This is a genomic window from Variovorax sp. YR216 (genome assembly GCF_900107745.1).
Taxonomy (GTDB): domain Bacteria; phylum Pseudomonadota; class Gammaproteobacteria; order Burkholderiales; family Burkholderiaceae_C; genus Variovorax.
Genome location: NZ_FNRO01000012.1, coordinates 164,457 through 178,225, shown reverse-complemented (window position 1 = coordinate 178,225; position 13,769 = coordinate 164,457). Strand labels below are relative to the sequence as shown.

The window sequence follows — 13,769 nt, the reverse complement described above, 5'->3', positions numbered from 1 at the left end:
ATGCAAGCGTCCAGAACGCATCCGAGCTACAATATTAGTTAGCTTGCTATGTAATTGACCAAGGAATCCAGCGATGTCTACTTCACGAGGCGCATCCCGTCGCCGCGAGGCGGCCCTTGTCACCTTGGGTACGTCGCTCGGACCGCTGGAGCGAGCCTATCGCGCAGCGGCCAACCGGGCGGTCGCGCACGTGGGCCTGTCGCAGGCGCTGGCGTGGCCCCTGGTGACCATCGGACGGCTTGGCGACGGCCTTCGCCCGGGCGTCCTGGCCGAGCAGCTGGGGATCGAAGGTCCTTCGCTCGTTCGTTCGATCGACCAGTTGGTGCAGGGCGGTTTCGTGGAGCGCCGCGAAGATCCGGACGATCGTCGCGCCAAGACGCTTCACCTCACGCCATCGGGTGCGCAGGCGTGCGAGCACATCGAATCGGCACTCGTCGAGATGCGCAAGTCGTTGTATCAGGGCATCCCGGACGAGGATCTGTTCGCTTGCCTGCGCGTCTTCGATGTCCTGCGAGAACGGCTGGGCTGTCCGTCGCCCGAACTGCCGCAAGCCAGGCCCAGGCAGGGCGGTGAGGCGAGGGACTCGTGAACGCCATCGGTCTGTTTCGCTTCAACCGCGGCGAACTGGTCTTCTCCGTCAAGTGTTTCGTCGCAGCGATGCTGGCGATGTACATCGCCAGTCGCATGGGCCAGCCGCGACCCTTCTGGGCGCTGATGACAACCTACGTCGTCGCCAATCCGCTGGCGGGAGCCGTGCGCTCGAAGGCCTTGTTTCGCCTGCTCGGAACCCTGCTGGGCTCCGCCGCCGCGCTGCTGCTGGTGCCCGCGCTTTCGAACACGCCCGAGTTGCTGACGCTCGCACTGGCCCTCTGGCTGGGCGTGTGCCTCTACTTCTCGCTGCAGGACCGGACGCCGCGGTCCTACGTCTTCATGCTGGCTGGCTACACGGCGGCGCTGATCGGCTTTCCGGCGGTGGATGCACCGCAGACCATGTTCGACACCGCGATCGCCCGCGTCGAGGAAATCGGCCTGGGAATCCTGGCCGCCACCGTGGTCCACAGCATCGTGCTGCCGACCGGGCTGGGTCCCACCGTGCTCGGCCTGCTGGACCGCAGCCTTCGCGATGCCCGCCAGTGGCTGCTCGATCTCGTGCAGTCTCCGCGGCGCGAATCGAGGGGCGGCGCGCTGGCGGCCGACCGCGGGCGGGTGGCGGCCGACATCACGCAGCTCAGGCTGCTGTCCACCCACATTCCCTTCGACACCACGCATCTGCGCTGGACAGCCGGCGCCGTTCGCGCGGTGCAGGACCGCGTCGCATCACTGACGCCCGCGCTCTCGGCCGTCGAGGATCGCCTGCAAGCGCTGCGACAAGCCGAAGGCGAACTGGCGCCGGACGTGACCGCCGTGATGGCGAAGGTTGCGCAATGGCTCCAGGCAATCGATCGGGATGGCGACAACGACGCATCGACTCTGCGCCAGGCCATCCAGGCCTTTGGCGCGGAGACCGAAACGCAGCGATCGACCTGGTCGCGCGCGCTGCGGCTCTCGCTCGCGGAGCGATTGGACGAACTGGTCGAGGGCTGGCGCGCCTGCGTCGCCTTGCGGCGGGAAGTTGATGACGGACTGAGAGGCGTTGCACCACCGCCCTCGCGCCGCCTGCGGACCGTCGGCGATGGCGCGCTGCATCGCGATGTCGGCATGGCGTTGTTGTCCAGTCTCGCAGCCGTCGTGGCGATCTGCATCTGCGCCGCCTTCTGGATACTGACCGGCTGGCCCAGCGGATCCGCTGCAGTGATGATGGCGGCGGTCTTCTGCAGCTTCTTCGCGACCATGGATGACCCGGTGCCGGCGATTCATGGGTTCCTGAAGTACACGCTGTGGTCGGTGCCGCTGTCGGCGCTCTACGTGCTCCTGCTGCTTCCCGCCGTGCACGACTTCGGCATGCTGGTCGTGGTGTGCGCCCCGGTGTTCCTGCTCCTCGGATGCTTCGTGGCACGGCCGACGACGATGATGGCTGCGATGCCGATCCTGTTCGGCGTGGCCAGCGCCCTGGCCTTGCACGACACGGCGAATGCCGATCTGGTGAGTTTCACCAATTCGATGATCGCGCAGGTCCTCGGCATTCTCGTCGCCGGGCGCACGACACGGCTCATTCGTTCGGTGGGCGTGGACTGGAGTGCCCGGCGCATTCAGCGGGCGACCTGGCGCGAACTGGCGGACCTGGCGGCGGCGCCGCGCAGACAGGTGAAGGCCGATGCCTACGCGGTGCGCATGCTCGATCGCCTCAGTCTTCTCGCGCCCCGCGTGGCAGCAGCAGGCGGCGCGGTCGATGGCGTTTCGGCCGATGCGCTGCGCGACCTCCGCCTGGGGGCGGACGTCGTCTCGATGCAGCGCGTTCGCGGACATCTGCCCCTGCATCTGGGCCATGGCCTGATGCGCGACCTGGAGCGCCTGTTCCGTGAGCGCATGGCCTCGCAGGTCACGGCCAATCCGCCGTCGTTGCTCAAGCGCATCGACGACGCATTGCAGGCTGCACTGGGCGCAGAGGGCCACGCCTCGCCCGATGGCCGTTCGGCGATCTGCGCGCTGGTCGGGCTTCGCCGCAATCTCTACCCCGACGCGTTGCCTGTCCGGCCCGCGTCCGTCGTTCCTGAAGGAGGCGCGCCATGATCGGCGAAGCCAGTCTGTTTGGTCTCTACCTGCCGTGGGTGATGGTGCTGGCGGCATGCGCGCTGCCTGCCACCTGGGCCGTGCGCCGTCTTCTCGCCTTCGCCGGCCTCTACCGCTGGGTCTGGCACCCGGCGCTTTTCGACATGGCGCTGTACCTGCTGGTGCTCTTTGCACTCAGCCGCGCCACTTCCTGACTGTATCGATCCCGCTATGAATGTCCGTTCTCTCATCGATCGGCGCTGGCTGCAGCGCCTGATTCCCATCATCGTCACCTGCGCCGTCGTGGCGGCCTCGGTGTGGGCCGGGTTGCGCCTCTGGGACCACTACGAGCTGGCACCGTGGACGCGCGACGGCCGCGTGCGCGCCAACGTCGTGCAGATCGCCCCCGATGTGTCCGGGCTGGTGACCGCGGTGTCCATCCAGGACAACGAACCGGTCAAGGCCGGTGCGCTTCTGTTCGAAGTGGATCCGGCGCGCTATCGGCTCGCCGTGCGCCAGGCCGAGGTGGCGCTGGCTGCACAGCGCACCACGCTCGCGCAAGCCCAGCGCGAAGACGGCCGCAACGCGGGCCTCGGAACACTGATCTCGCAGGAGGTGCGCGAGCAGGCGCGCACGCGCGTCGAGCAGGCGCGTGCCGCAGTGGCGCAGGCCGAGGTCTCCCTGGATTCCGCGCGGCTCAATCTGGCGCGGGCTTCGGTGCGTGCGCCCACCGACGGCCTCGTGACCAATCTGGACATGCGGCAAGGCAGCTATGCCACGTCGGGGCGTCCGGCACTGGCGCTGGTCGACGCGGCATCCTTCTATGTGGAAGGCTACTTCGAAGAGACCAAGCTGCCGCGCATCCACACCGGCGACCGCGTACGCGTGACCACGATGGGCGAGGGCGCTGCGCTCGCCGGCACCGTGGAGAGCTTTGCTGCCGGCATCGCGGACCGGGACCGCTCGACCAGCGCCAACCTGCTGCCGAGCGTGAATCCGACGTTCAACTGGGTGCGCCTGGCGCAGCGGGTTCCCGTGCGAATCAAGCTGGATCCGCTGCCCAGAGGGATGCACCTCGTCGCGGGACAGACCGTGACGGTGCAGGTCATCGAGCAAGGGCGGGGAGGGGACGCCGCATCCGCAGGGCTCCTGCAGCTCGAGAGGAAGGGGTAAGCGTCGTGCCAGTTCGCCTTCGCCGCGTCTCGCGGCCCCTGGGCCTGTGCGCCATCTCTGCTGCAACGGTGCTGCTCGCGGCCTGCACGACGGTCGGCCCCGACTACAAGCAGCCCGACGATGCCATCGCTGCGAAGCCCGAAGCCGCGGCGCCGTTCGAGGGCGCCATGTCGTCGCGGCGGTCATCCGACGCTCCCTCGGCGCATCCCTTTTCGCAGGACCCGCTGCCGGCGCATTGGTGGCGGCTGTACAACGACCCATTGCTGGACCGGCTGGTGGAGCAAGCCCTGGCAAGCAATACCGACTTGCGCCAGGCCGCGGCCAATCTGGAGCGCGTCGAAGCACTGGAGACGGAGGTCGACGGTGCCGCCAAGCCGGTCATCGGTGTGAACGGCGGGCCTTCGTATGGCCATGTCTCGGGGCTGTCGCTCTTGCAGCCGGGCTATGAGCCGCCAAACGCTTTTCACTACAGCCTGGGCGGCGCGGTGTCGTATCAGATCGACCTGTTCGGCCAGATCCGTCGTGCCAGCGAGGCAGCGCATGCGACGACCGAGTCGGCGTCGGCCGCACTGGATCTGGTGCGCGTCAGCGTCGCAGCCGGCACGGCGCGCGCCTACGCCGATGTGTGCTCCTTGGGGCTGCGCCTGCAAAGCGCGCGCAAGTCCGCCGAACTGCAGCAAGAGGCGGTGGATGCATCGCAGCGGCTTCAGCAGGCGGGACGCGTGAGTTCCATCGATGTGTCGCGTGCACGAAGCCAGGCGCAGCAATTGCTCGCCGCCATGCCGCCGCTGCGGGCGCAGCGCGAAGGGGCGGTGTACCGCCTCGCCGTGCTGACGGGCACCGCTCCGCACGCCTTCTCCAGGGAGGTGACGGAGTGCGTCGTACCGCCGCAAGTGGCCGGCGCGGTGCCGGTGGGCGATGGGGCCGAGATGCTGCGTCGCCGGCCGGACGTCCGGCAGGCCGAGCGCGAGCTTGCGGCTTCCACGGCGCGCATCGGCGTGGCGGTGGCCGACCGCTATCCGAAGATCACCCTGGGACTCGCCGCGTCGTCGGTCGGCCCGGCCGACGACTTCGGTCGCCGCGACACCTTCGCGTGGAGTCTCGGGCCGCTCATCTCCTGGACGCTGCCCAACAACGGCATCGCTGATGCGCGCATCGCGCAGGCTGAAGCCGGCACGCGCATGGCGGCCGCCAAGTTCGACGGCACGGTGCTGACCGCCCTGCGGGAAACCGAAACGGCACTCAGCGCGTACGCACACGAACTCGATCGTCACGCGTCGCTGCGCGCTTCGCGCGACGAAGCTTCGACGGTGGCCGAGCAGGCGCGGCGGATGTACCAGAGCGGCAAGGTCGGCTACCTCGACGCCCTCGACGCCGAGCGCTCGCTGGCGTCCAGCGAGGCATCGCTCGCGGCATCGGATGCCGACCTGGTGACCGATCAGGTCGCCTTGTTCCTGGCCCTTGGTGGAGGATGGTAGGTCGGGCTTTGTCCTGTTGCGACACGGCGACGTGACGAACAGCGAGCGGCGATGAACTGCGGTGGCGGCAGCGGCATCAGCATCAGGGGGTGCGACGATCGCGCCCAAAATACCCGGCCAACAGATTCGCAACGCGCATGTCGATGCCATGGCCCAGGTCAGGGAGCACGTCGACGGTGACGTCGGCGCCGAGGTCCCTCAGCTTCTGCGCTGCCTCGACGCTGAACTGAGCCAGGATGACAGGATCGGCCGCGCCATGGATGAAGTGGAAGCGCACGCCCGACGGCACGCGACGCACGGGCTCGGCGAATCGGCCTGCCAGCGCGACGACGCGGGCCACCAGCTGATCGCCCGCTTGCGTTGCTTCCAGCGCCATGATCGCGCCCTGCGAGAAACCGATGAGCGTCGTCTGGCCTGCGCCCAGTCCGCTGGCCCGCTGCCAGTGGGCGATCGTGTCCCTGAACAGGGGCAGGGCAAGTGCGACACGCTGCGGCCGGTTCTCCTCGGTCACACCGGCGACCGAAAACCATTCGCGGCCACGCCCCAGATTGGACGGATGGGGCCCGTCCACGCTGACCACCATCGCATCGGGGCGGGCCTGTGCAACCAGTTCGGCCAGCGGGACCAGGTTGGCGGCAGAAGAGCCGACCCCATGGAACAGCAGGACCAGATGCGCCGGTTTGTCCGGCCGTGCAACGACGATCGATGTGTCGGTCATGCGAATTCCTTTTCCTTGGTTTCGAGCGTCAATGCGCGCCCGAAGACATACGACTCCATCGCGAGCACGCCGTGACGGATGCCGCCGTCCAGCACTGTCGCGGGCAGGCTGTCGCCGGCCGCGCCGAGCGCCACCAGCAGCGGCAGGAAGTGCTCGGTCGTCGGATGTGCGCGCTGGGCGTGCGGTGCGCGCGCCAGCGCATTCAGCAGGCCATCGCGGTCACCCGCGAGGACCCTTTGCCGCACCCACAGCGAGAACTCGCGCGCGTATGCCGCTTCGTCGGTCGTGCCGGCGCGAAACTCGTAGAGATTGTGCGTGAGGCTGCCCGAGCCGATCACCAGCATGCCCTCGGCTGACAGCGGCTTGAGGGCAACGCCCAGTTCGTACGCCGTGCGGCTGTCGAGGCCGGCCGGCAGCGACACCTGGACCACCGGCACGTCTGCCGCGGGATACAGGTGCAGCAGCGGCACCCAGGCGCCGTGATCCAGCCCCTGTCGCTCGTTGAGCGAAGCCGCGATCCCCGACGCGCCGAGCACCTCGGCGATGCGGCGTGCCGTGTCAGGTGCGCCAGGCGCAGGGTATGCAAGCTGGTACAGGGCGCGAGGAAAGCCGCCGAAATCGTGGATCGTCTCCGGCCGGGCGGCAGCCCCGACTTCGACGCCGCGCGTCATCCAGTGCGGCGACACCAGCACGATCGCGCGCGGCTTGCCGAGCGCCTGGCCCAGGGCGCCCAGTTGCGCTCCGGCGAGTCCGGGTTCCAGCGCGAAGGTTGGCGCTCCATGCGAGACGAAGAGGGTGGGCAGGGTGGTCATGGTCATGGTCATGGTCATGCGAGAGCGAGGGTCTGCCGCGCGTGCTACTTGGCGCCGAGGCCGAGAGTCCTGGTGGTCCCAGAACAGCCATTCGTGATCCATCGTCCCAGTACCTTCATTTCGAATCTCCTTCGGTGGATCACGACTCCGCCAGCGAGCCCGGCGGGAGCATGAAGCAACTTTATTGACTCGCCACGTGGAGATAAACTGGTCATTCGGGGATAAATAGTTCAGAAATCTGGATCAATGGACAAATTTCAGGAGATGCGGGTGTTCAGCGCCGTCGTGGAAGCGGGCAGCTTCGTCTCGGCCGCTGGCGCACTGTCCATCTCGAAGGCCGCCGTTTCCCGCTATGTGGCGGACCTGGAGCAACGCCTGGGTGTGAGGCTCTTGCACCGCACGACGCGCAGGCTGTCACTCACGGGGGAGGGTGAGGTCTTCCATTCGCGCTGCCGCGAGATCCTCTCCAGCATCGAGGAGTCGGAGGCGGAGGTCTCCACAAGGGCGGGCAGTGCGAGCGGCCTGCTCAAGGTCAGCGTTCCATTGAGCTTCGGCGTCAAGCACCTGGCGCGGCTCTGGGTGGGCTTCATGGCCGCACATCCGCAGGTCTCGCTGGACGTCAATCTCTCCGATCGGGTGGTCGACCTCGTGGACGAGGGCTTCGATCTCGCCATCCGCATTGCGCGGTTGCCCGACTCGTCGCTCATCTCGCGGGAAATCGCGACCACCCGCCTGGTCCTGTGCGCCTCGCCCCACTACCTCAAGCGGCGAGGCACGCCGCTGAAGCCTTCGGATCTCAGGGCGCACGACGTGATCGCCTACACGCTGCTCGCGATGGGTGACCAGTGGAGTTTCGAAGGGCCGGACGGCGCCGTCACCGTGAAGGTCGTGCCGAGGCTTCGCTCGAACAACGGCGACACCTGCATCGTCGCGGCGCTGAACGGTGCGGGCGTCATCCTGCAGCCGACTTTCCTTGTCGAAGAGCACCTTGCGGCAGGTACTCTCGTGGAATTGCTGCCCGGCTTCCGTTCGATCGAGCTCGGGATCTTCGCGGTCTATCCGACCCGAAAGTTCGTCGTGCCGAAGGTCAGGCTCTTCATCGACTACCTCGCGAAGTCTCTTGCCGGTGCAGCATGGGGCGTGCGAGGCTGAGGACCGCTACACGCATTCCATCAACGACTCTTCGTTGCGGACTTGCACGACGATGCGCTCCTGTGGTCGCGCGACCTGCTGGAGCGCGCCGTCTATCAGAGCGAGAGGCTGCATGCCGCCGCTGCTGCCCTGAGTCCCTGCTGGCGGGCCATCCTTGCCGCATCCACGATCCGGTCGTAAGTCGCTTCGTCCACGAGCCCGAGGGACAAGGCCGCCGCGCGCGGTGTGATGCCCTTCTCAAGCGCCACGGCTGTGATCTTCGCCACGCGGTCATAGCCGAGGTGCGGGTTCAACGCAGTGACGGCCAGCAAGGCGTTCTCGACATGGCTCGCAAGTCGATCGCCGTCGACTTCGATGCCCTGGACCAGCTTGCTCGCCATCACCCTCGACGCATCCGCGATGACGCGGATCGATTGAAGCAGGTTGGCGATCAGCACCGGCTTGGCGACGTTCAGTTCGAAATTGCCCGACGCATTGGCCAGCGTGATCGTCGCGTGATTGCCCACGACCTGCATGCAGGCCTGTGCCATCACTTCCGCGATCGTCGGGTTCTTCTTGCCCGGCACGATCGAGCTGGTGAGGCCGTCGTCCGGGATCTTCAGTTCGCCAAGGCCGCAACGCGGCCCGGACCCGAGCCAGCGCAGGTCGTTGGCGATCTTGAGCAGCGAAGTGGCGAGCACATTCAGCGCACCCGACACTTCGACCAGCGCGTCGTGCGCCGCCATGCCTTCGAACTTCGACGGATTGGGCGAAAAGCCGAACCCCGTGAGCGCGCCGATCTCCTCGCAGAAGAACGCATCGAAATCCGGCGGCGCATTCAGGCCCGTGCCGGCCGCGGTTCCACCTTGCGGCAGCGACAACAGGCGCGGCATGGTGGCGTCGATGCGGTCGATCCCATGCGCGACCTGGCGCGCGAAGGTGTCGAAGCTCTGGCCCATCGTCATGGGCACTGCGTCCATCAGGTGCGTGCGGGCGATCTTCAGAACATCTGCGAAGGCCTCGGCGCGATCCCGCAGGCTGCGCTGCAGCAGCGCGAGCGAGGGTTTCAGCCGCTCTTCCAGTTCGAGCACCGTGACCAGATGCATGACGGTCGGGAAGCTGTCGTTGGACGATTGCGAGGCATTGACATGATCGTTGGGATGCACCGGCGTCTTGGTGCCCAGCGACTGCCCGAGCAGCTCGTTCGCCCGGTTCGCGATCACCTCGTTCGCGTTCATGTTGGTCTGGGTGCCCGAGCCGGTCTGCCAGATCGTGAGCGGGAAGTGCGCATCGAAGCGGCCGTCGCGCATCTCGCCGGCCGCCGCGACGATGGGTTCCGCCAGCATCGTCGTCAATGCTTCGCACCGCTGGTTGGCACGGGCCGCCGCCATCTTCTGCAGGCCGAAGGCGCGGATCAGGCAGGCCGGAAAGCGCTCCTCGCCGACGTCGAACACGCCGAGCGCGCGCTGCGTCTGGGCGCCCCAGTAGCGGTCGGCGGGAATCTCGACCGGGCCAAAGGCGTCGTGCTCGATTCGAACTGCGTCCATGTCAATCCAGGGAGATATTGGTCCTGGCCGCAACCGTCTTCCAGCGGGCGACTTCGTTTTCGGTGTGCTTGCCCAGCGCCGCGCCGGTGTATTGCTCGGCGGGCAGCAACTGGATGGCCTGCTCGGCCATCTTGTCGGTGAAGGCCTTGTCGGTCATGACCTTTTGATAAGCCGCCAGCACCTTGTCGAGCACCGGCTGCGGCGTGCCCTTGGGTGCATAGACGCCGTACCAGGTCGAGGCCTCGAAGTTCGGCAGCACCGTCTCGGAGAGCGTCGGCACATCCTTGAGTTGCGGCAGGCGGACCTTCGACGTCACCGCCAGTGCGCGCACCTTCGCCTCCTTGATCTGTGGCAGCGCGGTGTTGGTCTGGTCGAAGATGCCATCGACCTGCCCGCCGATCACATCGACCAGCGCCGGCCCCCGAAGGCGAGAGCAAGTGCGCCAAGTTTCCAGTTCGACTTCATGATGAATTCCTTGGGAAGTGGGGCGGGGCAGTTCAGCGGGCGGGAGCCGGCACACGCAGGTCGATGCCGGCGGGATGCGGGTTGGTGTCTTTCGTGTCTTCCGGCAGCAGGTTGCCGTCGTCGAGTTGCGCATCCGCGGCAGCGATGTCCGGGTAGCGTTCGGGGTACAGGTGCCGCTCGGCCACTTTGGGATCGAAGGTGCCCGACCACTTGGCGACCACCACGACCGCGACGCTGTTGCCGATGGTGTTGCAGGTCGCGATCGCCATCGACAGGAAGCGGTAGACGCCGAAGATCACCGCGAGGCCCTCGACAGGAAGAATCCCCGTCGACGTCACCGTGGCCGCGAAGACCACGAACGAGCCGCCCGACACCGTGGCTGCGCCCTTGGAGGTCAGCAGCATCAGCAGCAGGATGCCGACCTGGTGATCGATCGAGAGCGGAACGCCATACGCATGCGAGATGAACATCACGCCCATCGCCATGAAGATCGAGGTGCCGTCGAGGTTGAAGGCGTAGCCCGTTGGCAGCACGAGGCCCACCGTCTGCTTGGCGCAGCCCAGGCGCTCCAGCTTGATCAGAAGGCGCGGCAGCGCGCTTTCGGATGACGCGGTGCCGAGCACGATCAGGATCTCGTCCTTGATGTAGCGCAGGAAGCGCCAGAGGCTGAAGCCGGCGAGCTTCGCGATCACCCCGAGCACCACCGCGATGAAGATCGCGATGACCGCGTAGAAGCTCAGCACCAGCTGCGCCAGCGCAATGAGCACCGCGCTGCCGTTGCTGCCGACCGAGTACGCGACCGCGCCGAAGGTGCCGATGGGCGCGAGCTTCATCACCAGGTTGATGAAGGAGAACAGCACTTCGGAGATGTAATCGAGCCCGCCGTTGATCTTCTCGCGGCGGCCCTCCGGAATCGCGAGGATGCCGATGCCCACCATGACGGCCAGCACCACCACCTGCAGCAACTCGCCCTTGGCGAAGGCGCCGACGAAGTTGTCGGGAACGATGTGCGCCATGAACTCCAGGAAGCCCTGGGGTGCCGCGGCCTTGGCCGTCGGCGCGGCAGCGCCGCTCGCGACCGTGGTCATGCCTTTGCCGATGCCCAGCAGGTTGCCCGCGAGCAGCCCGACCATCAGGGCAACCGTGGAGATGACCTCGAAGTAGACGATCGACCGCCAGCCCACGCGGCCCGCGCTCTTCACGTCGCCCGCCGAGGCGATGCCGTGCACGATGGTGAGGAACACCAGCGGCGCGACGCCCGCCTTGATGAGCGACAGGAACATGTCGCCAAGCAGCTTGAGCTGCGATGCGAACCTGGGAAACGCGAAGCCGACCAGGATGCCCAGGATCAGCGAGACCAGCACCTGCATGCCGAGCTTGCGATACCAGGGCAGCTTCTTGGCCGCTGCCGGCGCGACGGTGGATGCGGTTGTCATGTTGTCTCCTCCCCGTCCTCAGGCGTTGATCTCGGCGGACAGCGCCAGCGCGCGGTCCACCATCCGCGGCGCGAGGCCGAGGTAGTTGGCCGGATCGGTCAGCCGGTCGATGGTCACGCGGTCGAAATGCTTCGTGACTTCAGGCAGCGCAGCGAGCGCCTCGGCCAGCGTGCCGCCCTTTTCGTTGACGGCGCGGCAGGCGTCGTAGACCACGTCGTGCGCCTGCTGCCGGCCGATGTGCGGGGCCATGCCCATCATCACGGCCTCGGCCACGATCAGGCCCTTGGTGATGCCCAGGTTGTGGGCCATGCGGGCCTCGTCCACGATCAGGCCGCCGAGCGCGAACTTCGCCTGATGCAGTGCGCCCGCGGTGAGGATGAAGCTTTCGGGGATCGCGATCCACTCGGCGTGCCACGGACCGGTGGCGCGCTCGAAGTCCTGCACCATCGCGTCGACCATCAGCCCGGCGTGCTGACGCACCGCCTTCGAGGCCGCCAGCATCAGCTCGCTGGAGATGGGGTTGCGCTTCTGCGGCATCGTGCTCGATGCGCCGCGCCCCTTGACGAAGGGCTCGTAGACCTCCGCGAATTCGGTCGACGCCATGATCATGATGTCCAGCGCGATCTTGCCGAGTGAGCCGGTGACCAGTGCCAGGAGATTCACCGCTTCGGCAAAGCCGTCGCGCGCAACATGCCAGGTCGTGGCCGGCACGCCCAGCTTGAGTTCGGCGGCCAGCGCCTTCTGCACGTCGAGGCCCTTGTCGCCGAGAGATGCGAGCGTTCCGGCCGCGCCGGCGAATTCGACCACCGCAACGCGCGGGCGCAATTCGGCAAGGCGCTGCTGGTGCCGGTCGAACATCGCGAGCCAGATCGCCACCTTGTAGCCGAAGGTCACCGGCAGCGCCTGCTGCAGATGGGTGCGGCCGGCCATCGGCGTATCGCGGTGCTTGCGCGCCAGCGAGGCGAGGATGCCGCGCAATTCGCGGATGTCGCCGTCGATGCTGTCGAGGGCGTCGCGCACCTGCAGGGCAACCGCCGTGTCCATGATGTCCTGCGTGGTCGCGCCCCAGTGCACGTAGCGGCCGGCGTCGCCGCACATTCCGACGAGCTGATGCACCAGCGGAAGGATGGGGTAGCCGACGATGTCCGTCTCGTGGCGCATATGGTCGAAGTCGATGCGCTCGATCTTCGATTCGCGTGCGATCACCTCGGCTGCATCGGCGGGGATCACGCCGACCTTCGCCTCGGCCTTCGCCAGCGCGACTTCGACATCGATGTAGCGCTGGACCAACGCCACATCGGAAAATAGCGTTCGCATCTTCTGTGTGCCGAAGGCATCGCGAAACAGAATGGAATCAACAACGGTACTGGCCATGAATTGCGAAGGGGTCGACATGGATGCCTCTGTAAGTCGGGGGAGGTTGAGCGGTGAGGTGGTGCTAATATGTTCGAACATATTGGACTTTAATATGTTCGAACATAACTCCAATTTGGGGTTTACCCTTAAGTCATGAACTCCGTCCTTGAACAGGCGCCTCACAAGGCCAATGCATCGAACATCGCCCGGCATCTGACCGAGGCGATCACCTCGGGTCACTTCGCGGTGGGCGACCTGCTGCCGACCGAACTGGAGCTGTGCAAGCACTACGGCGCGAGCCGCTACACGGTGCGCGCCGCGCTGGCGGAGCTTCAGCAATTCGGGCTGGTGTCGCGGCGCAAGAACGTCGGCACGCGCGTCGTTTCCGCGAAGCCGAGGGCCGCGTTCCGGCCGTCGCTGGCGTCGGTGGACGATCTGGTCCAGTTCGGCGAGGAGCATCTGCGCGTGGTGCAGTCGGTCGCCACCGAGACGATCCACGGCGATCTCGCGAAGGAGCTGGGCTGCGGCGACGGCACATCCTGGCTGCGGATCTCCACGCTGCGCATGGTCGAGGGCGAGGATGCGATGCCGATCGGCTGGACCGACGTGTACATCGATCCCGCCTACGCCGAGATCGAGGAGTTGGTGAAGGCGTCGCCCGGCGCCTTGATCAGCTCATTGATCGAGGAGCGCTACGACCGGCAGATCGCGGAGATCCAGCAGGAAGTCCGCGCGTTCACCATCACCGACGAGGTGTTGGCGAGCAGGCTGCAAGTGCAGTCCGGCGCGTCGGCGCTGAAGATCGTGCGTCGCTATTTCGACGCCGAGGGCGAGCTCTTCGAAGTTTCGGTGTCGGTGCATCCTGCGGACCGGTTTTCGGTTTCGATGCGATTGCGTAGGTGAAGGTGGTTCGACCCCTATCTGAGAAGAGTGCGCGCGCGAAGGCGGTCACAAGAGGGCAGGGGGTCGGCCCATCTCATGCTAGGTACTCGAGATTGCCAGCA

General features: G+C 66.7%; 13 protein-coding genes. 7 read left to right on the top strand and 6 right to left on the bottom strand.

Annotated elements, in window-relative coordinates; all coding sequences use genetic code 11:
- Positions 1-73 precede the first annotated feature (73 nt).
- The 5 genes from BLW05_RS25045 to BLW05_RS25025 are packed head-to-tail and all read left to right on the top strand — an operon-like array spanning position 74 to position 5,300.
- Positions 74-589 carry a MarR family winged helix-turn-helix transcriptional regulator gene (locus BLW05_RS25045; RefSeq protein ID WP_093166264.1) on the top strand — a complete coding sequence of 172 codons (516 nt, stop codon included), beginning with the start codon at positions 74-76 and terminating at the stop codon, positions 587-589.
- Positions 586-2,670, top strand: a complete 2,085-nt coding sequence (locus tag BLW05_RS25040) for an FUSC family protein (protein WP_093166263.1) — start codon at positions 586-588, stop codon at positions 2,668-2,670. Before BLW05_RS25045 ends, BLW05_RS25040 begins: the two co-directional genes overlap by 4 nt.
- Positions 2,667-2,864 (top strand): DUF1656 domain-containing protein, encoded by a 198-nt coding sequence (locus BLW05_RS25035; RefSeq protein WP_093166262.1) that lies wholly within the window; start codon positions 2,667-2,669, stop codon positions 2,862-2,864. The genes BLW05_RS25040 and BLW05_RS25035 overlap by 4 nt, the downstream gene beginning before the upstream one ends.
- 16 nt (positions 2,865-2,880) lie before the next feature.
- A complete protein-coding gene (locus tag BLW05_RS25030) occupies positions 2,881-3,822 on the top strand; it encodes an efflux RND transporter periplasmic adaptor subunit (protein ID WP_093166261.1) in 942 nt (313 codons plus the stop codon).
- Positions 3,823-3,827: 5 nt separating this feature from the next.
- The gene (locus BLW05_RS25025) at positions 3,828-5,300 is read left to right on the top strand and encodes a TolC family protein (RefSeq protein ID WP_371126970.1); all 1,473 of its coding nucleotides are present in this window, start codon (positions 3,828-3,830) and stop codon (positions 5,298-5,300) included.
- An 82-nt stretch (positions 5,301-5,382) separates the two neighbouring features.
- On the opposite strand, the gene ypfH is transcribed toward BLW05_RS25025, so the two are convergent.
- The gene (ypfH, locus tag BLW05_RS25020; RefSeq protein ID WP_093166260.1) at positions 5,383-6,018 is read right to left on the bottom strand and encodes an esterase; all 636 of its coding nucleotides are present in this window, start codon (positions 6,016-6,018) and stop codon (positions 5,383-5,385) included.
- Positions 6,015-6,836, bottom strand: coding sequence for a DODA-type extradiol aromatic ring-opening family dioxygenase (locus tag BLW05_RS25015; protein ID WP_371126969.1), 822 nt, complete (start codon positions 6,834-6,836; stop codon positions 6,015-6,017). Before BLW05_RS25015 ends, ypfH begins: the two co-directional genes overlap by 4 nt.
- A gap of 240 nt (positions 6,837-7,076) precedes the next feature.
- Here BLW05_RS25015 and BLW05_RS25010 point away from each other — a divergent pair, with 240 nt between their 5' ends.
- Positions 7,077-7,982 carry a LysR family transcriptional regulator gene (locus BLW05_RS25010; protein WP_093166259.1) on the top strand — a complete coding sequence of 302 codons (906 nt, stop codon included), beginning with the start codon at positions 7,077-7,079 and terminating at the stop codon, positions 7,980-7,982.
- A 95-nt stretch (positions 7,983-8,077) separates the two neighbouring features.
- Here BLW05_RS25010 and BLW05_RS25005 read toward each other — a convergent pair whose 3' ends face one another.
- The 4 genes from BLW05_RS25005 to pcaB are packed head-to-tail and all read right to left on the bottom strand — an operon-like array spanning position 8,078 to position 12,783.
- A complete protein-coding gene (locus BLW05_RS25005; RefSeq protein WP_093166258.1) occupies positions 8,078-9,508 on the bottom strand; it encodes a class II fumarate hydratase in 1,431 nt (476 codons plus the stop codon).
- Position 9,509: 1 nt separating this feature from the next.
- On the bottom strand, positions 9,510-10,106 hold the full coding sequence (locus BLW05_RS25000; RefSeq protein WP_256330483.1) for a tripartite tricarboxylate transporter substrate-binding protein: 597 nt from the start codon (positions 10,104-10,106) through the stop codon (positions 9,510-9,512).
- Positions 10,006-11,409: a cation:dicarboxylate symporter family transporter gene (locus BLW05_RS24995; RefSeq protein ID WP_093166257.1), complete on the bottom strand. Its 1,404-nt coding sequence runs from the start codon at positions 11,407-11,409 to the stop codon at positions 10,006-10,008. Before BLW05_RS24995 ends, BLW05_RS25000 begins: the two co-directional genes overlap by 101 nt.
- 18 nt (positions 11,410-11,427) lie before the next feature.
- Positions 11,428-12,783 (bottom strand): 3-carboxy-cis,cis-muconate cycloisomerase, encoded by a 1,356-nt coding sequence (gene pcaB / locus BLW05_RS24990; protein WP_371126971.1) that lies wholly within the window; start codon positions 12,781-12,783, stop codon positions 11,428-11,430.
- A 135-nt stretch (positions 12,784-12,918) separates the two neighbouring features.
- Here pcaB and BLW05_RS24985 point away from each other — a divergent pair, with 135 nt between their 5' ends.
- Positions 12,919-13,668, top strand: coding sequence for a GntR family transcriptional regulator (locus BLW05_RS24985; protein ID WP_093166255.1), 750 nt, complete (start codon positions 12,919-12,921; stop codon positions 13,666-13,668).
- Positions 13,669-13,769 lie beyond the last annotated feature (101 nt).